The sequence below is a fragment of the Verrucosispora sioxanthis genome, from assembly GCF_010560025.1.
In the GTDB taxonomy this organism is placed as follows: Bacteria; Actinomycetota; Actinomycetes; order Mycobacteriales; family Micromonosporaceae; genus Micromonospora; species Micromonospora palythoicola.
On record NZ_SAIY01000007.1, the window covers coordinates 132,495 to 155,198 of the forward strand.

The following is a 22,704-nucleotide window of genomic DNA, read 5'->3' on the forward strand; positions in this document are numbered from 1 at the left end:
GATCGGCGACGCTCGTCCACTTCGGATGCGCAAGGCCTGACGGTCGATACGACGAGACGCTTACGTTTCGACCGAAAGGTTGACGCGGCTCTCTCCGTACTCATTCATGATGTTGGCACGTCCGCTGTCCGCTGCTCGGCAGCCGGAGCCGGACGATCCAATGTTTGTCCGACCGTCCATGGGACACGGTCGACGACCGACGGGGGTAACACCTAGTGAAACGCCGTGGCGTACTGCGCCGCTCGGCGGCGGCGGGGCTCGCCCTCGCCACCGCCTCGTCCATCATCGGCGTCGTCTCCGGCGGTGCCGCGACCGCGGCCCCGGCCGACAACCAACCTCGTCGCGAGCTGATCGGCAAGACGGGAGCCGGCATCGTGCCGGGCCGTTACATCGTCGTGCTCAAGGACCGGGAGGCCACGCACAGCTCGGTCCGGGCGACCGCGTCGGCGTTGAGCCGCGCCAACGGTGGCAGCGTCCGGCTGGTCTTCGGCAACGCCCTCAAGGGCTACTCGGCCGCGCTCAACCAGCAGCAGGCGGAGCGGCTGGCCGCCGACCCCGCCGTCGCCTACGTCGAGCCGGTCCGGCGCCTGTCGGCCAACTCGACGCAGAGCAACCCGCCGTCCTGGGGCCTCGACCGTCTGGACCAGGCCTCCGCGAAGCTGACCAAGACATACAAGTACCCGAACACCGGCAGCAAGGTCACCGCCTACATCCTGGACACCGGCATCAACGTCAAGCACCAGGACTTCGGTGGACGAGCCAGCATGGGCTACGACGCCATCGACCCGGAAGCGGACCCGGCCGGTGCGAACGGGGACTGCAACGGCCACGGCACGCACGTCGCCGGCACCGTCGGGGGCGCGACATACGGGGTGGCCAAGGGCGTCAAGCTGGTCGGCGTACGGGTGCTCGACTGCGACGGTTACGGCACCACCGAACAGGTCCTCGCCGGCATCAACTGGGTGACCACGAACGCCAGCAAGCCGGCCGTGGCCAACGTGAGCCTGGGTGACGTCACGGCCATCCCGTCGATCGACGAGGCGGTGAAGCGGTCCATCGACTCCGGTGTCACCTACGCCATCGCCGCCGGCAACGCCTGGATGGACGCCTGCAAGGCGTCACCGGCGCGGGTACCGGACGCGATCACCGTGGGCGCGACCGACCGGGTCGACATGCGCGCCTGGTTCTCGAACTACGGCAAGTGCGTCGACGTGTTCGCCCCCGGCGTCAGCATCGTCTCGGCACGGCACGACAGCAACACCGGCAGTGTCGGGTTCAGCGGCACCTCGATGGCGGCTCCGCACGTGGCGGGCGCGGCGGCTCTGCTGCTGCACACCAATCCCGCCTGGACGCCGAAGCAGGTACGCGACCGGATCGTCACCACCGGCATCGCCGGGGTGGTCTACGACACCAAGGGTTCGATGGACCGGCTGCTGACCGTGGGTTCGGTGACCCCGGTCCGCAACGGGTACGGCTTGAAGGCCGTCGCGAACGGCCGGTACGTCACCGCCGCCAGCACCACGAAGGCGCTCGTCAACAACGGCACGAGCATGGGTACCGCGCAGCGGTTCGACATCGTCAACGCCGGCGACGGCCTGGTCGCGCTGCGCTCGAAGCAGACCGGCCGCTACGTGGTGGCACCGAGCAAGGGCACCCTGCCGCTGATCGCCAGCCACAAGACGATCGTCACCCCGGCCAAGTTCACAGTCGTGAACCACACCGACGGCAAGGTCAGCCTCAAGGCCAAGACCAACGGGAAGTACGTGACGGCGTCGACGACCGGCACCGCGGTGCTCCGGGCGAACCGGACCAGCATCGGCACCAACGAGAAGTTCACCCTCGAGGCACCGGCGCCGGTGATCAGCATCAGGTCCAAGGCCAACAACAAGTACGTGGTGGCTGCCAGCAGCACCAAACCGCTGGTCGCCAGCAGTACGAGCGTCACCACCTCGGCGAAGTTCCAGATCGTCAAGCAGGGCGACGGTTTCTTCGGCCTCAAGGCGCTGTCCAACGGCCGGTACGTCACCGCGGCGAGCAGCGGCACCAAGCCGCTGATCGCCAGCAGCACGACGCTCGGACTCTGGCAGACCTTCGACTTCGTGGACTACAACGGCGACGGAACTGTCTTCTTCCGGGCCAGCGACGGCCAGGCGGTCTCCGCCGGGACGTCCGGTACGAGCAACCTCATCTCGAACAAGACGATCAGGTGGACGGCCTTCGAACTGGGGCTGGGCAAGGGTGAGAAGTTCACCGTCTCCGCCGCCTGACCAGTATCTGACCTCTCCCGGCGCCCGCCGGAGCAACCCGGATTCCGGGACGCTCCGGCGGGCGCCGGCCTTTGCGGCCCGTGTGCAGCAGTGGACAATGGCGAGATGCGTTGGACGGTGCTCGACTCGCCGATCGGGGAGTTCTCCGTGGCCACCGAGGGAGACAGTGTCTGCGGGGCGCACTTCGGCCCGGTGCGCAACGGGACGACCGAGCCGGCCGACGAGACCTCCCGGCGGGCGGTGGCGGAACTGCGCGCGTATTTCGCCGGGGAGCTGACCGACTTCGGGGTGCCGGTGAGCGTGCCGCGCGGCTCCGATTTCGAGCGGGCGGTGTGGCGGGAGATGACCCTCATCCCGTACGGCGAAACCCTCACCTACGGCGAGGTGGCCCGGCGGGTCGGTGATCCCGGAGCCGCCCGAGCGGTCGGAGTGGCCTGCAACCGCAACCCGATCCCGGTGATCGTGCCGTGTCACCGCATCATCGGCGCGGGCGGAAAGCTGGTCGGCTTCGGTGGTGGCCTGGACCGCAAGGTCAAACTCCTGGAGCTGGAGGCCCGGGTGGCCCTGCAGCGCGCCTGGTCCTGATCAGCTCGGCGCGGGCAGGCAACCGCCGTCGGCGATCCGAGTGCCGATCTCCACCGTGACGTCGTGCTGGCGGACGCTGCCGAAGACACACGCCCGGCCGGTCCACCCCGCGAAGATCAGCCCGTCGCCGGGGCCGAGGTCGAGGCGTCCGGGTGGGCGCACGGTGACGTCGGTGAGGCCGGTGGCGGTCACCACCCGCTCCACGGCCTCCTCGTCGGGTGCGTCCCGGCCGCCGGCGGTCAGCAGATTCAGGCCCTTGAGCACCTCGGCGGCACAGGCCCTGGCACCGGCAGCCGTCGCGGGTTCGAGCGTGCCGCGCTGCCGGAAGGCGTCGTTGGCGGCCTGCTGACGGCGGAGCATCTCCTCGCGTGCCCGCTCGTCGGCCATCGGATGTCCGGTGCCCAGCGGTGTCGGTGCCGTCGACGCGCCGAACGGGATCGCGGTTTTCGTCGCAACCTGCGGCGGTGTGGCCGCTGCGGCGGTACAGCTTGCCTCGGCCACCGACGGCAGGGGGTCGGGCGGCACGACGTCGCTGCCCGAATCGACCGCCGGACGACTGCCCGGGACGGCGCAGGCGTACAGGCTGGTGGTCAGCAACACGCCCGCGAGCGCGGCGGCGATCCGGCGTCCCGACCTGGCGGCGTGCGTGGCGTCGGTGAACGGCACAGCGCTCAGCCTAGCGTTCCACCCTCGACCGCGCGGTCCGTGCGCGTGGCGTGGCAGCTCGTACGCCCGGCGACGGCGAGGGCCGGGCCCGCACGGACCCGGCCCTAGCCGGTGCTGCTGGTGGTCGGCGCGTCAGCGCTCGACCTCGCCGGCGATGAACGCCTCGACGGCGGCGTGCGCGTCGTGGTCGGCGTACTGCACGGGCGGGGACTTCATGAAGTACGACGAGGCCGACAGGATCGGGCCGCCGATCTTCCGGTCCAGCGCGATCTTCGCGGCCCGGACGGCGTCGATGATGACACCGGCCGAGTTCGGCGAGTCCCACACCTCGAGCTTCAGCTCGGCGTTGAGCGGCGTGTCACCGAACGAGCGGCCCTCCAGGCGGATGTACGCCCACTTGCGGTCGTCCAGCCACGGCACGTGGTCGGACGGGCCGATGTGCACGTCGCTCTTGGCCATCTCGTGCGGCACCTGGGAGGTCACCGACTGGGTCTTCGAGATCTTCTTCGAGACCAGGCGGTTGCGCTCCAGCATGTTCATGAAGTCCATGTTGCCGCCGAAGTTGAGCTGGTACGTGCGCAGCAGCTCGACACCCCGGTCCTCGAACAGCTTCGCCAGGGCGCGGTGCACGATGGTGGCGCCGACCTGGCTCTTGATGTCGTCGCCGACGATCGGCAGGCCCGCGTCGGTGAACTTCTGCGCCCACTCGGGGTCGGAGGCGATGAAGACCGGCAGGGCGTTGACGAAGGCGCAGCCGGCGTCGATCGCGGCCTGGGCGTAGAACTTGTCGGCCTGCTCCGAGCCGACCGGCAGGTACGAGACGACCACGTCGACCTGCGCGTCACGCAGCGCCTTGGCCACGTCGACCGGCGTGGCGTCCGACTCCTCGACGATCTCGCGGTAGTACTGGCCGAGGCCGTCGAAGGTCGGGCCGCGCTGCACGGTGACGCCGGTCGGCGGCACGTCGCACAGCTTGATGGTGTTGTTCTCGCTGGCGACGATCGCCTCCGCGAGGTCCATGCCCACCTTCTTGGCGTCGACATCGAACGCCGCGACGAACTGCACGTCAGAGACGTGGTAGTCGCCGAAGGTGACGTGCATGAGACCCGGGACGCGGTCGTTGGGGTCGGCATTCCGGTAGTACTCGACGCCCTGTACCAGGGACGAGGCGCAGTTACCCACACCGACGATGGCGACGCGGACGGAGCCCATCGCGTGTGCCTCCTTCTTCTTTGTCACGGCCGCTCTGTCCTGGTCTCACCAGGCGGAGGCGGGCTGTTGTCTTGTCGTGGGCCGCCGGCCGTCCCGTCGTGCGGGACCGTCGGGGCACGGCCGGAGCGCTCGTTGGCGATGAGCTCCTCCAGCCAGCGGACCTCACGCTCACAGGCCTCCAGGCCGTGGCGCTGCAGCTCCAGGGTGTACGCGTCGAGGCGCTCGGCCGCGCGGCCCAGCATGTCGCGAAGGCCCTCGCGACGTTCCTCGATCGTGCGGCGGCGACCTTCCAGGATTCGAAGTCGGGTCGCCTGGTCGGTTCGGGAAAAGAACGCGAAGTGCACACCGAAGCCGGTGTCGCCGTAGGTTTCCGGCCCGGTCTGTGCGATGAGCTGGGCGAAGCGTTCCTTGCCTTCCGCGGTGATTTCGTAGACCACCCGACCTCGTCGGCTGGTCAGCGCGGGAACCTCCTCGGCGGTGGCGGGTGTCTCGTCGGCCTCGGTGATCCATCCCGCCGCCTGCAGCCGGCGCAGGGTCGGATAGAGCGAGCCGTAACTGATGGCGGCGCGGATCGCCCCGAGCTTGGCGGTGAGCTCCTTGCGCAGCTCGTAGCCGTGCATCGGGGCCTCCTGCAACAGGCCGAGGATGGCGAGTTCGAGCACCGGCCACCCTCCCTTTACCCTGTGCGTGAAGCGCTAACCGCCACGATGTATCGGAGCGATACATCGCACCGTAGCGTCTCGTTCCAGTCTGGGCAAACCCCCGTTCCGATGTCCTCCGGTCACGGATCGTCACGGTGGTCGCCTCGTCAGATGAGACCGCGTACCCTTTGCCGCATGCGTACGCAGCGCCAGGTCGTCGACTACTCGCTCCGAAAGCGAGCGGCGCTGCGTGAGCTCCTCGCCGGCCGCGTCGGCACCTATGACCTGTGCGACGCGTCGCCCTACCTGAAGAACGCGGCTCGGTTCCACGGCGAGTCCACCGACGAGCGGTGTCCGATCTGCCGCAGCGAGAACCTGACCCTGGTCCACTACATTTACGGGGACGAACTCAAGCAATCGGCCGGCCAAGCCCGTAATGTGGCTGAGCTGACCGTGCTGGCGATGACGCTGCGTGAGTTCCAGGTCTTCGTGGTGGAGGTGTGCCTCGGCTGTGACTGGAACCATCTCGTCGAGCAGTACCTGCTCGGGCGGGACGGTCTGACCGGCGTCGCCGACGGCGACCCGGAGCACGGTGAGGCGAGCGGCATGACCGCGGACGGAACGGGTGTCCGGCGAAGGCGAGAGGCGCAACGGTGATTCGAGCTCGATCGGCCAGCCCCGGTCGCGTGCGACGCGGCTGGGGCGACCGACGGCTTGTAGGTCTGAATGGTCCGATTGATGCGGATCTGACGCCGGAACGACGGCACCCCCGTGCCGTGCTCGCAGGTGTCAAAACTCACGGCAAACCGGTGGCGGTGCGACCGCGCCCCACCGCGACGGCAGGGTGTGAGGAATGAACTCGTACGGCGATCCCAGCTCCTCGCGCGGCCGGGCCTGGACTCCAGGCCAGGACGACCCGGGGCAGGCGGACGACGCGTACCGCCGCCCGGGTGGTGAACCGCGCGGAGTCAACTGGTCGACCGGGCCGGAGACCTCCGGCCCGTCGGCCCGTGCCTCGGTCGGCGGCCGTGCCTCGGTCGGTGGCTCGGCGAGCGTTCCGCCGCGGGGCGGTTCCGCCGGCGCGGCACCGGTCGGCCGGGCCGGTCCTGGCCGCGCCTCCGTGCCGGGCTCGCCAGCCGTCCCCGGCCGTGCCTCGGTGCCGGTGTCGCCGGCTGGCCCCGGCCGTGCCTCGGTGCCGGTGTCGCCGGCTGGCCCCGGCCGTGCCTCGGTGCCGGTCTCGCCCGCACCGGGCCGCGCCGGCCGTGCCTCGGTGCCGGTGTCCCCGGCCGGTCCTGGTCGTGCCTCGGTCGGCGCCGCCGCTGTCGGTGCGGCATCAGCCGGTCGGGCGAGCGTCGGGTCGGCCTCCGTGAATGGCGTCGGTGGTCGGGCCGCGGTGGCCCGGGCAAGCGTCGGCGGCCCTGGCGGACCGGGTGGCCCCGGTGGACCGGGCGGACCGACGGGGCCCGGTCGCGGCGGGCGTGACCCGGGTGCGGTGGCTCGGGCCCGCAAGCGCAAGCGGATGAACATGCTGATCGCCGGCTTCGCGGTGTTCATCATGCTGGCCGGCATCGGCGTGGTCGGGTTCACCTACTACTCGACCAACGTGGTGCTGCCCAAGGAGATCCCGCTGCCGCTGTCCACCACCGTCTACGCCAAGGACGGCAAGACGGTGGTCGCCAAGCTCGGCAACGAGAACCGCACCTTCGTGACCATCGACAGCATCCCGCAGCATGTGCGCGACGCCGTGGCCGCCGCCGAGGACCGCAACTTCTACCGGCACTCGGGCGTCGACTACAAGGGCATCGCCCGGGCCGCTTGGAACAACCTCTCCGGCGGCGACAAGCAGGGCGCGTCGACCATCACCCAGCAGTACGCCCGCAACGCCTACGAGAACCTCCAGGACGACAGCTACGCGCGGAAGGTGAAGGAGGCGATACTCGCCTCCAAGCTGAACGACAACTACACCAAAGACGAGATCATGGAGAACTACCTCAACGTGATCTACTTCGGTCGTGGTGCGTACGGCATCGAGGCGGCGGCCCAGACGTACTTCAACACCAGCGCCAAGAAGCTGACCGTGGCCCAGGGCGCGGTGCTCGCCGCGCTGATCAAGCAGCCCGTCGCCAGCGCCACCCACAAGGGTTTCGACCCGGCGACCAACGAGGTCGACGCGAAGTCCCGGTGGGAGTACGTCCTCAACGGGATGGTCGAGGAGGGCTGGCTGAACGCCCCGGGCAAGAAGGAGCGACCGACCGAGTACCCGAAGGTCCAGAAGCCGAAGGAGAGCAACGGCTTCGGTGTCGCCTCCCCCCGCGGCAACGTGATCAACTACGTGCGGCAGGAGATGGAGGAGTGGGGCCTGTGCACCAACTACGGTGCCGAGGGCAAGCCCAGCTGCGTCGACGAGCTGCGTGAGGGCGGCTACCGGATCACGACCACCATCGACCCGAAGATCCAGAAGGCGCTGGAGTCGATCGCCCAGGTCGGTCGCAAGGGCACGTTCCTGGCGAACCAGCCGGACAACCTGATGCCGGCGGTGGTGTCGGTCGAGGTGAAGACCGGCCGCGTGCTGGCCTACTACGGCGGTAACAGTGGCGCCAACTTCGACTACGCGGGTCTCAACACCGACCAGAACGGCAAGCTCGTCGGTGGTCATCCGCCGGGATCGTCGTTCAAGGTCTACACACTCGCTGCGGCCATCGACGCCGGCATCTCGGTCAAGTCCCGCTGGGACGCCACCCCGTTCAAGCCGGAGGGCTTCGAGAAGCCGATCGTGAACGCCAACCGGGACGTGCGGCAGAGCTGCAACAAGTCCTGCACCCTGCAGCAGACGACCGTGCTGTCGTACAACGTGCCGTTCTTCCACATCGCGGAGCAGATTGGCACGGACAAGGTCATCGACATGGCCCGTCGGGCCGGCATCCGCACCATGTGGGACGACAAGCAGCGGGCGCACGACCTCATCAAGAACAAGCCGAGCGAGCTCGCGCCGAAGTACTTCGACCGGGTGGCTGCCTACGGCCAGTACCCGATCACCGTGCTTGACCACGCCAACGGCCTGGCGACCCTCGCCAACAGTGGCAAGTACAACAAGGCGCACTTCGTCCGGATGGTGGAGAAGCAGAACAAGGCAACCGGCAAGTGGGACAAGGTGCGCGGCACGGGCGAGAAGCTCGCGCCCAAGCAGGTGATCAAGCCGGAGGTGGCCGACGAGGTGACCGCGGTGCTCAAGGAGATCCCGGGCAAAAACAACGCCAGCCTGGGTAACCGGCAGGTCGCCGGCAAGACCGGCACCTGGGAGCTCAACAACACCGACAAGAACCAGGACGCCTGGATGGTCGGCTACGACAAGAACGTCGCCACCGCGGTCTGGATCGGTAGCCACGACACGAAGAAGCGGGCCATCGTCGACCGGGGCGGTAGCAACATCGGCGGTGGCACCCTGCCGGCGCAGTTGTGGAAGCAGTTCATGGAAGAGGCGCTGAAGGGTTACGACCCGTCCGACCTGCCGGACGTGACCGGACTTGGCGACGAGGACGCCGGCAACGGTGAGGAACCGCCGCCGCCTCCTCCTCCGCCGGGTGGCGGTAACCAGCAAGACTGCAACCCCATCGACCTTCTCTGCCAACTCGGTGGCGGCAACAACGGTGGGAACAACGGCGGCAACAACGGTGGAAACAATCCGATCACCCCACCCGATCGTGATGATCAGGGGCCGGGTGGCCCGGGCGGTGGAGGCGGCGGCCTGCTACCACCCAGAACGACGAGTCGGGAGTAGCTCCCGCTGACGCCGCGGGCGGTTGGAGAATTACTCCGGCCGCCCGCGGCGCTGTAGGGAGGGGACGATGATGCCCCGGTACGCTGTCCTCCTGCGCGGCGTCGCTCTGGCGACCCGTCTGGTCAGTACTTGCTCGTCCACCAGGTGGTGGGACCGGCGCTGGCTTCCGCCCGAGCGAGCAGGTTGGCGTCGTTCACCATATTGGTGTAGTAGGCGCCGGCGAAGCCGCTGTACGAGGTGCGGACCCGCCCGTCGAGGTAGTAGCTGCGTACCGTCGGGTAGTAGAAGTCGTTACCCACCCGCGCCCACGCGGTCCGGCACCGGGGGCTGTAGCGCAACTCCAGGCTGATCCCGTCGTTGTTCGACGCGACCGTGCGCGCGTCGTCCGAGCAGTAGTGGTAACAGGTCGAACACCCACTGTGGTAGATCCTGAACGTCGCGGGGTTCTTGCCGTCGCAGGTCGCACCGCAGCCGGTAGCCAACAGCTCGACTTCCGGGATCATCGTGGCCTTCGCCGGGTCGAGATCCTCGGCCTTGAGGGTGGTGGTCTCCGCGGCTGTGGTTTCCGCCCCGGCAGGGGCTGTCGGCGCGGCGGCGGCCGCCTGCGGAGCGGCCAGGCTGGCGGTGAAGCAGAGTGCCAGCACGGCGGCCAGCCGGGCGCTTCTTCTTCTGAACAAGGCAGTCCCTCCAACTCAGATGGGTTGCCGTCGATGATTCCGGTGCCGCCCACTGAGGCGTCATCGTCGGATCACCATCGCCGCACCCCAATGTCCGGGCATACGGTGGGGGCGGTCTCCGATCGTCTCAGCGCACTCGGTTACCGCTGGAGCTGACCGGCGCCCGTAGCGCCAACCGGCGTCCCCGCCCACGCGCGGGGACGCCGGCCGTCCGGAAGGAGAGGGACGTGGTCGAGCAACCGCCGGGACCATCCGAGTCGCCGCGCGCTTCGACGCAGGGGCCGAAACGTGTCGACAACAGACTGCCCGCCTCCTCGTTCTGGCGGGTCGCGATCGCGGCGCTGCTCGGCGCGGTGATCGGCACCGTGATCGGGGCGACCTGGCGGGCACTCACCGAGTCCGATCGACCGGCCGAGGACATGATCGCTCTGACCTTGCTCGCTTGGCTGGTCGGTCTTCCGGTGCTGTTGGTGGTGAGCTGGGTGGTACTGGCGCTCACCGGTCCGGCCTGGGTGGCGCCAACGGTGACGATCGCGGGGCTGACTGCCGGAGCCTACGTCGAGGGCCTCTACCAGAAGGTCGCCGGCTCGTCGGACGCGACACCGGTCGCGATCTGCGCCTTGGCCTGGGGAGCCTGCTACACGGCCGTCGCGCTGGCCTGTCTTCCCGGGGTGTCCCGAGCGGTCCGCGGCGCACTTGCCGCCCTGCTCGCCACCCCGGCGGTCCTGTTCCTCGTGCTCTGAGCCTCCGTACCTGGTCGCGGACGGCCGCCGGCTCCTCAGATGCGGCATGTCGGGGCTTCCGGCGTCAGGGACACCGCGACATGCCGCAGACCGCGAGCGCCGGGTGTCGGTTGCCAGGTGGCGGAGGTGCCCACACACCGGCGGCAGCGCCTCGGGGATTCGCGGCGGTTTCGGCTTCAACGCGGTCACCGGATACGGCAGGATGCACGGTCATGAGCACGAAGTCGACGCCAGGCATCGATGGATCGGATGCCCCCGATCACCCGTCCCGCTCCGACGGCTTCGTCCGGGGGCTTTCCGGGCTGATCGGCGGTCCGCTCGGTGACCACGCGGTCGCCCGTGACCGGCCCGTCGGCGCGGAGAACCGGTTCTGGACGGCGGTACGGATCGTCCTGGCGCTGACCTGCCTCACGCTGGCCCTGCACTGGGTGCAGAAGTCACCCTGCCAGGACGGCGCGTGGGTGAACAACGAGCAGTACACGCGCTTCTGCTACACCGACGTGCTGGCGCTCTACTACGCCGAGCGACTCAACGAGGGGGCGGTGCCCTACCGGGATCACCCGGTGGAGTATCCGGTGCTGACCGGGTACTTCATGGGGGCGCTCGGGTTGCCGGTCCACTCGGCCGGCGACGGCAACCCCGACATGAACCAGGGTCAGTGGTTCTACAACCTCAACGCACTCGTGCTCGGTGCGCTGGCGGTGGTCACCGTGGCGGTGATCCTGGCGCTGCGCCGTCGGCGCCCGTGGGACGCCGCGCTCTTCGCGCTCGCTCCGGCGCTGCTGCTCACCGCCACCGTCAACTGGGATCTCCTGGCCATCGGGCTCGCCGCGTTGGGCCTGTTGGCCTGGGCACGCTCCGGACCGGTCCCGAAGGGTACGCCCCTGGTGGCGCTCTCCGGAGTGTTGCTCGGGCTCGGTGGTGCGGCGAAGATGTGGCCGTTGTTCATCCTCGGACCCATCCTGGTGCTCGCGTTACGTGCCAACCGGATCCGGGCCGCGCTGCTGTCCATCGGCACGGCGGCGGCGACGGTGGTGCTGGTGAACCTGCCGGCGGCGATTCCGTACCGGGACAACTGGGACCGATTCTTCGAGCTGAACACCACCCGTCCGATCGACTGGGGCACGTTCTGGTACATCGGTCGCTACCTGGACGGGAAGTTCGGCGACCCGGCCAGCGTCGGGCCCTTCCAGTGGCTCGACGCCAACATCCCGACGCTCAACTACCTGTCGTACGCCCTGTTCGGGCTGGCCTGCCTCGGCATCGGTGCGCTGGCGCTGCTGGCACCGCGCCGCCCCCGACTCGCCCAACTCGCCTTCCTGGTGGTCGCCGCCTTCCTGATCTTCAGCAAGGTCTGGTCGCAGCAGTTCGTGCTCTGGCTGCTGCCGCTTGTGGTGCTCGCCCGGCCCAGGTGGGGAGCGTTCCTCGTCTGGCAGGCCGCCGAGGTCTGCTACTTCATCGCCTTCTACGGCCAACTGCTCGGCGCGTCGACCGGCACGCCGGTCTTCCCGGAGGGCGTCTTCGTGTTCGCCGCGAGCCTGCGCCTGGCCGCCGTGGTCGCCCTGGTCGTCCTGGTCGTCCGCGAGATCCTCCACCCGGAGCAGGACGCGGTACGCCGTACCTATGCCGACGACCCGGACGGCGGCCTGCTCGACGGCACCCCCGACGCCTCCTGGCTGGACCGATGGCGAAGCCGCCGGTCGACCGACGAGCAGACCCCGACGCCGGCGGCCAGCACCACGTGAGCCGACCCGCGCTCAGAGACGGAAGACGACGACGTCGCCGATCTCCTCACGGGTGATGCCCAGCCCGTCGACCGGTGCGTCGACGCTCACCTCCCACGGGGTGCCGGCGATCTTGTCACGCAGCACCAGGACGTTGTGCACGCCCAGCGTGCGCAGGTAGTCGACGCTGGTCTGGTCGGGGAAGGTCATGGTGACCCGGCGTACGTCGTCCAGTTGGCGTGGGGTGAAACCGCTGCCCCCGTTGACGATGTCCTGGAACCGGGTGGTCGACCACAGCATCACCGGCTGGTCGTGGTTCTGCCCGCTGGGCAGGACGAGCAGTGGGCCGTCAACCGAACGCATCGCCGCCGGCTGCGCCGGCACCACCGGATGAGGTGTGGTGTTGGTGCCCTCGGCGATCACCAGCAGCAGCGGCACCAGGGTCGCCAGACGCAGCCAGGGGCTCGGCCAGGAGGGAATCCGCTCGGCGTAGATCTCCCGGACCCGCACGGCGAACGCGCTCACCGCACCCGCCGCGAGCAGCCCGAGCAGCAACGTGGCCCACAGCATCAACCGGCCCGGGGTCCGGATGCCGCTCCAGCCGGGCAGGTGGTCGAAGAGTGGCACGTAGGTGAAGCGACCGCCGAACAGCTCGGTGCCCATCGACAGGGCCATCGCGACCAGCACGCCGGCGAGCAGCAGGAGCCGTTGACGGACCTTCCAGACGGAGAAGAACAGCCCGCCGAGGGCGAGCGCGTACAGCACGAAGCCGGGCAGCAGCGTCATCTCCGGATGCCACGGCAGCAGCGAGCGTGCACCTTCGTGCAGCCCACCCCAGAGGAGGGACTCGGCCGGGGCGGTGACGAAACCGGTCGCGGGCGGTGAGAAGACGGCGATGTCGTCGATCGTCCGCTCCGCGTTCGGGTGCAGCTGCGTGACGGTGAAGTACGGGATGGCCATCAGGACGCCCACCCCGGCGAAGATCAGCCCGCCGATCAGGTCGGCGACGAACAACCGCTGGCCGAAGGGGCGCTTGAGCCGCCAGAAGATCCGTTTCGCGTACCAGACGACGGCGGCCACCAGGACGATGCCGGCGAGCACGTACGCGAACGGCAGGCCGATCCCGAATCCGAGACTGAGCTGCCAGGCGGCCACCAGCCAGCCGGCGTACACCCAGCCCTCGTGCCGGCGTTCCGGTCGGTAGCCGTGCCGCAACGACCAGCCGTGCCCCCGGGCCAGCATGGCCAGCGCCAGCGGAATACCGCCGTTGGAGACCACGTGCAGGTGGCCGGCCTGCGCCAGCAGCCACGGCGCGTAGGTGTAGGCGGCACCGGCCACCGCGGCACCCGTCCGGCTCGCGCCGAGCTGCCGGGCCAGCACGTACGCGCCGAAGGTGGCGAGGGCGTGCGCCAGCACGAACATGATGTTGTAGCGAACGAGGGCGGCCTCGGGGCCACTGCCGATCATGCCGGCCGGCGCGTATCCGAGCAGGGTGTCGGAGAAGGCGAAGCTCCATCGCTCGGGGAAGAACGCGTTGGCGTGCCAGAGCTGGGCCGGTTCGGTCAGCAGGATGTGCCCGGACCAGGCCATCTGCCAGGCCTGGAGGCTTGGATCCCAGTAGTCCTGCGGAAGCGTGTGTGCCGGGTAGCGCAGCGTCGGCCAGGTCATCAGCACGGCCAGCGCCAGTGACGCGACGGCGGCCAGCGTCCACTCGTGGATCAGCAGCCGGCCGACCCGCCGGCCCAGCCGCCCGTACCAGGTGGGCACCGGTTCGGGGGCGGGCCCGAAAGCGGCCCACGGGTCCGGCTTGCTCTCGCCCTCCGCCGGGGTGCCGTCGGGCTTGCTCCCACCCTCGGCTGGCTTGCCGTCGGACATGCCGCCGCCGTCCGCGCCGGCCCCGTCGCCGCCCGCCGTCTTGCCGCCCTCGTCCTTCTTCCCGGCCTCGTCCTTCTTCCCGGCCTCGTCCTTCTTCCCGGCCTCGTCCTTCTTCCCGGCCTCGTCCTTCTTCCCGGCCTCGTCCTTCTTCCCGGCTCCCGGGGCCGTCCCGGTGGCGGCCTTGTCCCGGTCGGTGCCGTTGCCCGTGCTGGCCTTCTTGCCAGCAGCGGTCCTGCCGGCGGCCGTGTCCGCTGAGGTTCCCGCCCTCTTGCCCGGAGCATCGTCGGCGCTGGTGCGCTTCCGCGCCGTGCGATCCGCGTCGACCGGACCGCTTCCGGTGGCCCTGCCCTGGTCAGTCTCGTCGAAGGCGCTCGCGCGGACCTTGTCGCCCGGGTCGCGCCGGTACTGCCTGTCGGTGCCGCCGGGCGCCGGGCCATTGGTGGCCCGAGCGTCGCGCGAGGTCGGCCTGGGGCCACCGGAGGCGGACTGGTCCGTGGTCATCGTGCTCCGGTCTTCCCGTCGAGTTGCCCGCGCAGGAAGGCGATGTCGCTGCCCTGCCCGTCGACCCCGCCGGGTGTCTCGACGATGACCGGCGCACCTGCCGCGCGGATCACCGCGACCAGGAGATCCGGGTCGATGGTCCCGCTGGACAGGTTGTCGTGGCGATCCCGCCCCGACCCGAACCCGTCCTTCGAGTTGTTGGCGTGCACCAGGTCGATCCGACCGGTGATCGCCTTCACCCGATCGACAAGACCGAGCAGTTCCTCCCCGCCGGCATGGGCGTGGCAGGTGTCCAGGCAGAAGCCGACCTCCTGGTCACCGATGGTGTCCCAGAGTCGGGCGAGTGCGTCCAGCCGCCGCGCACACGCGTTCTCACCACCGGCGGTGTTCTCGATCAGCACCGGGATCCCGAAGCCGCCCGCCTCGGCCGCGTACCTAAGGGCCTTGCGCCAGTTGTCGAACCCGGTCGCCGGGTCGTCACCGGCGTTCACGTGCCCGCCGTGCACGATCAGGCCTTTGGCGCCGATGGCCGAGGCCGCCTTGGCATGCGCGAGCAGCAGTTTGCGACTGGGGATCCGGATTCGGTTGTTGCCGGTGGCGACGTTGATGACGTACGGCGCGTGCACGTAGACGTCGACGTCGGCACCGCTCAGCGCCGCCGCGTCGGCGCGGGGCTGCGGTGCTTTCCAGCCCTGGGGGTCGGAGAGAAAGAACTGCACGGCGTCTGCCGCTCGGGCGGTCGCCTCCGCCAGCGGGTCGGTCGGATCGACGTGGGCTCCGATACGCATGCAGGCGAGCCTACGTCCCGCCTCGGACGGCCGGGGCGATGCCCGCTGTCCGGCCGCGTCACCGGCACCGACGGTAGTCGTTGATGCCAATGGATCCTCCGGTCACGGCGACCCGGCCGGAGCTTCGACAGGGAAATTGTCGGTAATTCCGGGATTTGCCCCGTGAAGCACCGGCTTCCGCGATAACGTCAGGTAACAACGTGATAAAGCTCCGCGGGGCGTCTCCGGTCCAACCTCATCGGTGTGGTCGTTCCTCCCCAGGTCCCACCCAAGGAATGCGGACCAGGCGCCCCGCGGCCCCGTGGCCGGGGGTCCGCGCCGACAGTGACGTCGGCGCGGACCCCCGGTTCGCGTGCCCCGCCACCTCGGGGATGGTGATCGTCGGGGCCGGGTATCCTGGTCCGGTTGTCCGTCCCCGGTCGGGTTCCCCCGGTGCCGGAACGGGCCACGACGCACGACCTCCTGCCACGGAAGGACCGTGGCCGCATAGCCCACAGGAGGTGAGCACGTCTTGCGTCATTACGAGATCATGGTGATCCTCGACCCCAGCCTCGAGGAGCGCACCGTCGCCCCGTCGCTCGACACGTACCTGAATGTGATCAGGACCGCGGGTGGCTCGGTGGAGAAGACCGATGTGTGGGGCCGCCGGCGCCTCGCCTACGAGATCAACAAGAAGGCCGAGGGCATCTACGCCGTCATCGACCTCCAGGCGACGCCGGAGGCGGTGGCCGAGCTGGACCGCCAGCTGCGGCTCAACGAGTCCGTGCTGCGTACGAAGGTCCTCCGGCCGGAGATGCGCTAGCAAACCCACCCCGGCCCCACCCGGATCAGCCTCACCGTCACTGTCGGAGGGTTCTGAGAACCTGTACGGCAGAACGGATGAGCGCGCGAGGAGTTGGTCATGGCAGGAGACACCACCATCACGGTCATCGGCAACCTGACCGATGACCCCGAGTTGCGGTTCACCCCCTCCGGTGCCGCGGTCGCCAAGTTCCGGGTCGCCTCGACGCCCCGGTTCATGGACAAGGCCTCCGGTGAGTGGAAGGACGGCGAGCCGCTGTTCCTCTCGTGCACCGTCTGGCGGCAGGCCGCGGAGCACGTGGCGGAGTCGCTACAGCGCGGCGCCCGCGTGATCGTCTCGGGCCGGCTGCGTCAGCGGTCCTACGAGACCCGCGAGGGTGAGAAGCGCACCGTCATCGAGCTGGAGGTCGACGAGATCGGCCCGTCACTGCGCTACGCCACGGCGAAGGTGCAGAAGATGTCCCGGTCCGGCGGCGGTGGCGGCGGCTTCGGTAGTGGTGGCGGTGGTGGCCAGGGCGGCGGAGGCAACTTCGACGACCCCTGGGCTTCGGCCGCACCGGCCCCCGCACGTTCGGGTGGCGGCAACTTCGACGAGGAGCCTCCGTTCTAATGGCGCCGAGCGCCCGTGATCGTAAACCAGGAGCAAGAGCAATGGCGAAGGCTGCGGCACTGCGCAAGCCGAAGAAGAAGGTGAACCCGCTCGACAAGGACGGGATCACCTACATCGACTACAAGGACACCGCGCTGCTGCGCAAGTTCATCTCCGACCGCGGCAAGATCCGCGCTCGGCGGGTGACCGGCGTCACCTCGCAGCAGCAGCGGCAGATCGCGCGTGCGGTCAAGAACGCCCGTGAGATGGCGCTCCTGCCGTACACCGCGACGGCCCGCTGAGAGAGGCACCGACATGAAGATCATCCTGACGCAGGAGGTGTCCGGGCTCGGTGCCCCGGGCGACATCGTGGAGGTCAAGAACGGCTACGGCCGTAACTACCTGCTCCCGCAGGGCTTCGCGATCGCCTGGACCAAGGGCGCGGAGAAGCAGGTCACTCTGATCAAGCGGGCCCGTTCGGCCCGCGAGATCCGCGACCTGGATCACGCCAACGAGGTGAAGGCGCAGCTCGAGGCCCTCAAGGTGACCCTGAAGGCCCGTGCCGGTGAAGGCGGCCGGCTCTTCGGCTCGGTCACCCCGGCCGAGATCGTCGACGCCGTCAAGGCGGCCGGCGGCCCGTCCCTCGACCGGCGGCGGCTGGAGGTTTCCGGCCACGTCAAGTCGATCGGGTCGCACCCCGTGCGGATCAAGCTGCACCCCGAGGTGACCGCCACGTTCAACCTCAACGTCGTGCAGGGCTGATACCGGCACCGGCGAACGACCCGGGGCCCGCACCGTCCACCGGTGCGGGCCCCGCGTCGTCTCCCACGGAGTACCCGTCAACCGATGGGCTGGCCGGTCACCGCACTGATCATCACCGTCGAGAGGCCGCCACCCACCACGGCGGCAGCGAGCGCCACAGTGGTCGGACGCCAGGTCGTACCCACCCGACGTAGCAGCGTCGCGATCGCCAGACTGCTGACCAGGGCCAGGCCGAACCGCGGCAGCCCGCCCACCATCGCCCCGAACGCCCGCGCCCGGGGTGACTCACACCCACCGCCACTGATGTCGGTCACACAGCCCACGGGTGGCGCCCCGTCCAGGGTCAGCAGCCAGACGAAGACCACGACCGCCGGTAGGACGTAACAGGCCGCCGTGTAGAGCAGCGGCAGCCAGGGACCACCCGGATCGGGATCGAGCAGGTCGTCTTCCAGTCGGCGGTTCCAACTGGCGTTGCCCACCGACTCGATGCGGCGTCGTACCGCCGCCATACCGACCGGCCCAGGCTGCGGCACCGCAGCGGTACGCCGCCGGGGCACCGACCGGGGACGCGGCGCCGTGTAGCCCACCACCGGCGACCGTGGTGCCGACGCGGGTGCGTCCACCCAACGTGGATCATCACCGGCAAGTCGGGTGCCCGGCCAGAAGGTCTCCTGTGGTGGCTCAGGTTCCGGCCGGCTGCTCCACGACCACTGCTGGACACCAGGTGCGCCATCCGACCGGGGGTGCTCCGTACGATCCCAGCGGTCCGGCTCGGAATAGTCCTCCCACCGGTTACGGTCTCGCTGCCGTTCCCGTCGATCGAGCTCGGGGTCGCGGTCCCACTGGCCCGTGCTGTCCGGCTCCAGCCACTGCTCCGACGCCGACGACTGAAGCCACTGGCTGGTGCTGTCGGCGTCCCAGGGGTCAACCGGGGCGGAATCGGCGCGACGGTCAAGACCGGCGGGCTGCTGCCAGGCGTGCAGACCGGAGGCGTCCCACGGATCCACCGCGGGTGGTCGTACCTCGGGTTCCGCGGCTCGATCCCACGGCTCCGCCGCACGGTCCCAGGGATCCACGGCCGGACCGGGTGCCGGCTCCGCCGCCCGCCGCCGACGTCGCGGCGTCGGGGCGGCGGCCGGCTCCGAGTCGGACGTCTGCGCGGCCTCGTCCTCCAGCCCGGACCAGGTCACCTGGCGTCGGCGGGACTGTGCGCGGCGGGGACGGCTCTGCGGCGTCACACCGGAGACCGGATCGTCCTCCTCGGCCCGGCGGCTGCCGACGTACCCCTCCTCCTGTGGACGGTCGAAGGTCCACTCGCGGGTATGGTCGGACTGCGGTGCCACCGCAGGCGACGAGGCGATGGCGCGGGGTTGGGGATCCCGCCAGTCAGCCTCCTGGGAGCGCCGGCTGCGCTCACTCCGGTAGACCCCTGACGATCGTCGGCCGCCGTCGCCGTAGCGCGGCCGGTCGTCGTCATCGTCGTCCGGTGCGGCATGCCGACCACCGCCGTCGACGCTGCTGACGCCCGACTCCAACGCCCAGCGCGGCAGATAAGGCTCGGCCGGCTCCTCCTGGCCATGCTCGATCGCTCGCCGACGGCTCGGGGTGCGATAACGCTCGACCGCCGAGTCGTAACGTCCGGCCCGTGACTCCTCGACGGGCTCGGCCCACGAAGCGGTCGGTCGCCGCTCGCGCGGACCGTCCTCCCCGCGTGCCCAGTCCCGGTAACTCACGGCCGGAGCGTGACCCTTCTCAACCGAACGTGCAATCCGCTGTCCAGGTGTAGCCGTAGGCCACCGATCTTACGGGAGGTTCAGGACAAAGCCCTACCCGGAAACTCCCTCCACAGGCTGGGGAAAGAGTTTGAGCAGGTCACAGCAGTATCGGCGAGAATTCCCCATCCGTTATCCACACCCTGTGCACACGCTACGCACATGCTTGTCCACCTGAGTCCACAGGTTGTCCCGAGGCTCATCCACCGCCACGGTTGAGTGGCTGACCTCGGACTCCGTATGGTGGCCACGACCTGCTGATCCGATGGCCCCCGATCGAAGCGGCCGGTCGACGTTGTCGCACCCGGGCGGTAAGCCTGGAACCGATCCGACGCAGTGGAGGGGGGCCCGGTGTCGGTCACCGACGACAGGCGGACGGAGTCGTTCCCGGCTGGCGGGCAGCAGTCCGGCAACGGGCCACGCGACGGTCAGTTCGACAAGACGCCGCCGCAGGATGTGGCTGCGGAGCAGTGCGTCCTTGGCGGCATGCTGCTCTCCAAGGACGCCATCGCCGACGTCGTCGAGATCCTCAAGACCAACGACTTCTACCGGCCGGTGCACGCCACCATCTTCGACACCATCCTGGAGATCTACGGCAGGGGCGAGCCGGCCGATGCCATCACCGTCGCGGCGGCACTCGCCGACTCCGGCGATCTGGCTCGGGTGGGTGGCGCTCCGTACCTGCACACGTTGATCGCGAGCGTGCCGACCGCCGCGAACGCCGCCTACTACGCCCGGATCGTCAGCGAACGCGCGGTGCTCCGACGTCTGGTCGAGGCCGGCACCCGGATCGTCCAACTCGGCTACGGGACCGCGAACGGCGGCAGTCGGGACGTGGACGACATCGTCGACCTGGCGCAGCAGGCCGTCTACGACGTCACGGAACGCCGGGTCAGCGAGGACTTCGCGATCCTCGCCGACATGCTGCAACCGACGCTCGACGAAATCGAGGCGGTCGGCGCCCAGGGCGGCGTGATGACCGGCGTGCCGACCGGCTTCACCGACCTCGACCGCCTGCTCAACGGGCTGCACGCCGGCCAGTTGATCATTGTGGCGGGGCGACCTGGCCTTGGAAAGGCGCTGGCACTCGACACACCCCTGCCGACCCCCACCGGCTGGACGACGATGGGTGAGGTGCAGGTAGGCGATCAGCTGATCGGTGCGGACGGCCGCCCCACCACCGTCACGCACGCCTACGAGGTGCGCCACGACCGCCCCTGCTACGAGGTCGAGTTCTCCGACGGATCAGTCATCGTCGCCGATGCCGAGCACCTGTGGACGACGACCACCCGGGCCTCACGCCGCCAACAGAATGAGCTCCGGCCGCGCTACCAGTGGGATGCCTCGGCACGCGCCAAGGCGGCAGCCGTACACCGGGCTGTCACCGCCATCCCCGACCGGCTTGTCACCCACCGGGAAGCCGTGGAGATCGCCGGATCCCGGTTCCGGTACGTCCTGCACGTAGTGGCGGCCAAGGTGGGCATCGCCGGCACGGTCGAACGTCAGTACTCGCGAAACGGCAAGCCCTGGCGTCGGACGGTCGACGCCTACAGCGCCCATGCCCTGTTCGACGCCCACCTGAGCCGGGTGAGTCGGGTCATGAACAGCAATACGACTGTGGCACACCCTCGGGCCGTAACTACCGAACACATCGCCGCGACACTGCGGCATCCGGCTGACGGGCGCGCAAACCACGCGGTGACCAATGCTCAACCGCTGTCCCTTCCCGCCCGCGAGGACCTGCCGATCCCCCCGTACACGCTTGGCGTGTGGCTGGGCGACGGGCACTCGGCAGGTGCCCGGTTCACGTCGGCGGACCCGGAGATCGCACAGTATGTCGAAGCCGATGGCTTCATCGTCGCCCCGGGAAGCGGGACCTACTCCTACGGCATCAAGCTGCCACCGCGGGCACCACTCGACGATCGTCGCTGCATCGTCTGCGGCGTCATCTTCACTCCCCGCGCGTCTGCGGTAAGAACCTGCGGAAGGACGTGTGGCGCCAGGTCGAGGGGCATGGTCGGGACCGCCGACCGCGGAGGCTGCGAGACCTGCGGTACGACAACGAAGTCGAGCTGGAACGGCGCCCGCCACTGCGCAACGTGTCGCCGGTTGCGTGGCTCGTTCACCGGGCTGCTTCGAGCCGCCGGTGTCCTGAACGACAAGCACATTCCGCAGCCTTACCTCCGAGCGTCGGAGGAGCAGCGACGGGAGCTGCTGGCGGGACTGCTCGACACCGACGGTACTGCTGCGGCAGCCGGACACGTCCAGTACACCACCACCTCGGAGCGGCTAGCCAAGGATGTGTACGAGCTCGTCGTCAGCCTGGGCTACCGATGCTCGATCAACCGCAAGCGAGTCAACGGCCGTACCCCCGAAAGCTCGACGGCTTTCACATTGAGCTTCTCGACGGCGGACGAGGTATTCCGGCTGACCAGGAAGCGGGAGTCGCACGCTACGCGCCGACACGCGGTCGGCCGGGCGGGTACCCGATCCCGCTACATCGTGGATGTGCGACCGGTGCCGAGTGTCCCCGTGCGGTGCGTCACGGTCGACAATGAGGATCACCTTTACTTGGCCGGTCGATCAATGATTCCCACGCACAACAGCACCGCGAGCATGGACTTCGCGCGCAACGCCGCGATCCGCGCCAACCAGGCATCGGCGATCTTCTCGTTGGAAATGAGCAAGGTCGAGATCGTCATGCGGCTGCTCTCGGCCGAGGCCCGAGTGCCACTGCACGTGCTGCGAAGCGGGCAACTGTCCGACGACGACTGGACCAAGCTCGCCCGATGCATGGGTGAGATCAGCGAGGCGCCGCTGTTCGTCGACGACACGCCCAGCATGAACCTGATGGAGATCCGGGCGAAGGCCCGTCGGCTCAAGCAGCGGCATGACCTCAAGTTGATTGTGGTCGACTATCTCCAGCTGATGACGTCGCCGAAGCGTACCGAGAGCCGGCAGCAGGAGGTCGCGGACCTGTCGCGTGGCCTGAAGCTGCTGGCCAAGGAGGTCGAGTGTCCGGTCATCGCGGTCAGCCAGCTGAACCGTGGCCCGGAGCAACGTACCGACAAGCGCCCACAATTGTCTGATTTGCGCGAGTCCGGCTCAATTGAGCAAGATGCCGACGTTGTCATACTTCTGCACCGTGACGACTACTACGACAAGGAGTCGCCGCGGGCCGGGGAGGCGGATTTCATCGTCGCCAAGCACCGGAATGGTCCGACCGACACGGTGACCGTCGCCGCTCAGCTGCACCTGTCGCGCTTCGTCGACATGGCGATCGTCTGACCTGGCCCAACCGAGTCCGGGCTCAGCCGAGGTTC

18 protein-coding genes are annotated in these 22,704 nt (G+C 69.2%); 11 read left to right on the plus strand and 7 right to left on the minus strand.

The features are described from left to right. Positions 1-215 precede the first annotated feature (215 nt). Both ENC19_RS20770 and ENC19_RS20775 read left to right on the plus strand, forming a co-directional pair. Positions 216-2,267: a S8 family serine peptidase gene (locus ENC19_RS20770; protein ID WP_164448782.1), complete on the plus strand. Its 2,052-nt coding sequence runs from the start codon at positions 216-218 to the stop codon at positions 2,265-2,267. Between the two features lie 105 nt (positions 2,268-2,372). Beyond that, positions 2,373-2,852, plus strand: a complete 480-nt coding sequence (locus ENC19_RS20775) for a methylated-DNA--[protein]-cysteine S-methyltransferase (RefSeq protein ID WP_164448783.1) — start codon at positions 2,373-2,375, stop codon at positions 2,850-2,852. Here the strand turns inward: ENC19_RS20775 and ENC19_RS20780 are convergent, their stop codons facing one another. The 3 genes from ENC19_RS20780 to ENC19_RS20790 form a co-directional block, all read right to left on the minus strand. Further along, positions 2,853-3,518 (minus strand): hypothetical protein, encoded by a 666-nt coding sequence (locus ENC19_RS20780; protein ID WP_164448784.1) that lies wholly within the window; start codon positions 3,516-3,518, stop codon positions 2,853-2,855. It abuts the gene before it with no gap. 132 nt (positions 3,519-3,650) lie between these two features. Next, entirely contained in the window at positions 3,651-4,730 is a 1,080-nt protein-coding gene (locus tag ENC19_RS20785) for an inositol-3-phosphate synthase (RefSeq protein WP_093409473.1), read from the minus strand. Between the two features lie 23 nt (positions 4,731-4,753). After that, positions 4,754-5,392 (minus strand): PadR family transcriptional regulator, encoded by a 639-nt coding sequence (locus ENC19_RS20790; RefSeq protein ID WP_093409356.1) that lies wholly within the window; start codon positions 5,390-5,392, stop codon positions 4,754-4,756. Between the two features lie 174 nt (positions 5,393-5,566). On the opposite strand from ENC19_RS20790, the gene ENC19_RS20795 reads away from it, so the two are divergent. Then, positions 5,567-6,028 carry a DUF5318 domain-containing protein gene (locus ENC19_RS20795; RefSeq protein ID WP_164448785.1) on the plus strand — a complete coding sequence of 154 codons (462 nt, stop codon included), beginning with the start codon at positions 5,567-5,569 and terminating at the stop codon, positions 6,026-6,028. A 196-nt stretch (positions 6,029-6,224) separates the two neighbouring features. Beyond that, positions 6,225-9,149: a transglycosylase domain-containing protein gene (locus tag ENC19_RS20800; protein WP_164448786.1), complete on the plus strand. Its 2,925-nt coding sequence runs from the start codon at positions 6,225-6,227 to the stop codon at positions 9,147-9,149. Between the two features lie 122 nt (positions 9,150-9,271). On the opposite strand, the gene ENC19_RS20805 is transcribed toward ENC19_RS20800, so the two are convergent. After that, on the minus strand, positions 9,272-9,826 hold the full coding sequence (locus ENC19_RS20805; RefSeq protein ID WP_208020963.1) for a DUF2690 domain-containing protein: 555 nt from the start codon (positions 9,824-9,826) through the stop codon (positions 9,272-9,274). Positions 9,827-10,053: 227 nt separating this feature from the next. On the opposite strand from ENC19_RS20805, the gene ENC19_RS20810 reads away from it, so the two are divergent. Together ENC19_RS20810 and ENC19_RS20815 are read left to right on the plus strand one after the other, a co-directional pair. Continuing rightward, positions 10,054-10,569: a hypothetical protein gene (locus tag ENC19_RS20810; RefSeq protein ID WP_164448787.1), complete on the plus strand. Its 516-nt coding sequence runs from the start codon at positions 10,054-10,056 to the stop codon at positions 10,567-10,569. 212 nt (positions 10,570-10,781) lie between these two features. After that, entirely contained in the window at positions 10,782-12,314 is a 1,533-nt protein-coding gene (locus ENC19_RS20815; RefSeq protein WP_164448788.1) for a glycosyltransferase family 87 protein, read from the plus strand. Between the two features lie 12 nt (positions 12,315-12,326). Here ENC19_RS20815 and ENC19_RS20820 read toward each other — a convergent pair whose 3' ends face one another. Both ENC19_RS20820 and ENC19_RS20825 read right to left on the minus strand, forming a co-directional pair. Then, entirely contained in the window at positions 12,327-14,669 is a 2,343-nt protein-coding gene (locus ENC19_RS20820) for a collagen-like domain-containing protein (RefSeq protein ID WP_164448789.1), read from the minus strand. After that, positions 14,666-15,457: a deoxyribonuclease IV gene (locus ENC19_RS20825; RefSeq protein ID WP_164448790.1), complete on the minus strand. Its 792-nt coding sequence runs from the start codon at positions 15,455-15,457 to the stop codon at positions 14,666-14,668. Before ENC19_RS20825 ends, ENC19_RS20820 begins: the two co-directional genes overlap by 4 nt. 511 nt (positions 15,458-15,968) lie before the next feature. Between ENC19_RS20825 and rpsF the strand changes: the two genes are divergently transcribed. The 4 genes from rpsF to rplI all read left to right on the plus strand — a co-directional run bounded on the left by rpsF (position 15,969) and on the right by rplI (position 17,609). Then, on the plus strand, positions 15,969-16,259 hold the full coding sequence (rpsF, locus tag ENC19_RS20830) for a 30S ribosomal protein S6 (protein WP_093409369.1): 291 nt from the start codon (positions 15,969-15,971) through the stop codon (positions 16,257-16,259). Positions 16,260-16,358: 99 nt separating this feature from the next. Beyond that, positions 16,359-16,868 (plus strand): single-stranded DNA-binding protein, encoded by a 510-nt coding sequence (locus ENC19_RS20835; RefSeq protein WP_164448791.1) that lies wholly within the window; start codon positions 16,359-16,361, stop codon positions 16,866-16,868. Between the two features lie 41 nt (positions 16,869-16,909). After that, positions 16,910-17,149 (plus strand): 30S ribosomal protein S18, encoded by a 240-nt coding sequence (gene rpsR / locus ENC19_RS20840; RefSeq protein ID WP_007073789.1) that lies wholly within the window; start codon positions 16,910-16,912, stop codon positions 17,147-17,149. A 13-nt stretch (positions 17,150-17,162) separates the two neighbouring features. Continuing rightward, entirely contained in the window at positions 17,163-17,609 is a 447-nt protein-coding gene (rplI, locus tag ENC19_RS20845) for a 50S ribosomal protein L9 (RefSeq protein ID WP_164448792.1), read from the plus strand. A gap of 77 nt (positions 17,610-17,686) precedes the next feature. Here rplI and ENC19_RS30470 read toward each other — a convergent pair whose 3' ends face one another. Beyond that, on the minus strand, positions 17,687-19,342 hold the full coding sequence (locus ENC19_RS30470; RefSeq protein WP_164448793.1) for a hypothetical protein: 1,656 nt from the start codon (positions 19,340-19,342) through the stop codon (positions 17,687-17,689). A 375-nt stretch (positions 19,343-19,717) separates the two neighbouring features. On the opposite strand from ENC19_RS30470, the gene dnaB reads away from it, so the two are divergent. Further along, positions 19,718-22,669 carry a replicative DNA helicase gene (gene dnaB / locus ENC19_RS20855; protein ID WP_373688917.1) on the plus strand — a complete coding sequence of 984 codons (2,952 nt, stop codon included), beginning with the start codon at positions 19,718-19,720 and terminating at the stop codon, positions 22,667-22,669. Positions 22,670-22,704 lie beyond the last annotated feature (35 nt).

Coding starts and splice junctions, on each gene's coding strand:
- ENC19_RS20835 (WP_164448791.1), top strand. CDS start 16,359: ATGGCAGGAGACACCACCATCACGGTCATCGGCAACCTGACCGATGAC.
- ENC19_RS20800 (WP_164448786.1), top strand. CDS start 6,225: ATGAACTCGTACGGCGATCCCAGCTCCTCGCGCGGCCGGGCCTGGACT.
- ENC19_RS20795 (WP_164448785.1), top strand. CDS start 5,567: ATGCGTACGCAGCGCCAGGTCGTCGACTACTCGCTCCGAAAGCGAGCG.
- rplI (WP_164448792.1), top strand. CDS start 17,163: ATGAAGATCATCCTGACGCAGGAGGTGTCCGGGCTCGGTGCCCCGGGC.
- ENC19_RS20815 (WP_164448788.1), top strand. CDS start 10,782: ATGAGCACGAAGTCGACGCCAGGCATCGATGGATCGGATGCCCCCGAT.
- ENC19_RS20820 (WP_164448789.1), bottom strand. CDS start 14,669: ATGACCACGGACCAGTCCGCCTCCGGTGGCCCCAGGCCGACCTCGCGC.
- ENC19_RS20825 (WP_164448790.1), bottom strand. CDS start 15,457: ATGCGTATCGGAGCCCACGTCGATCCGACCGACCCGCTGGCGGAGGCG.
- ENC19_RS20775 (WP_164448783.1), top strand. CDS start 2,373: ATGCGTTGGACGGTGCTCGACTCGCCGATCGGGGAGTTCTCCGTGGCC.
- rpsR (WP_007073789.1), top strand. CDS start 16,910: ATGGCGAAGGCTGCGGCACTGCGCAAGCCGAAGAAGAAGGTGAACCCG.
- ENC19_RS20785 (WP_093409473.1), bottom strand. CDS start 4,730: ATGGGCTCCGTCCGCGTCGCCATCGTCGGTGTGGGTAACTGCGCCTCG.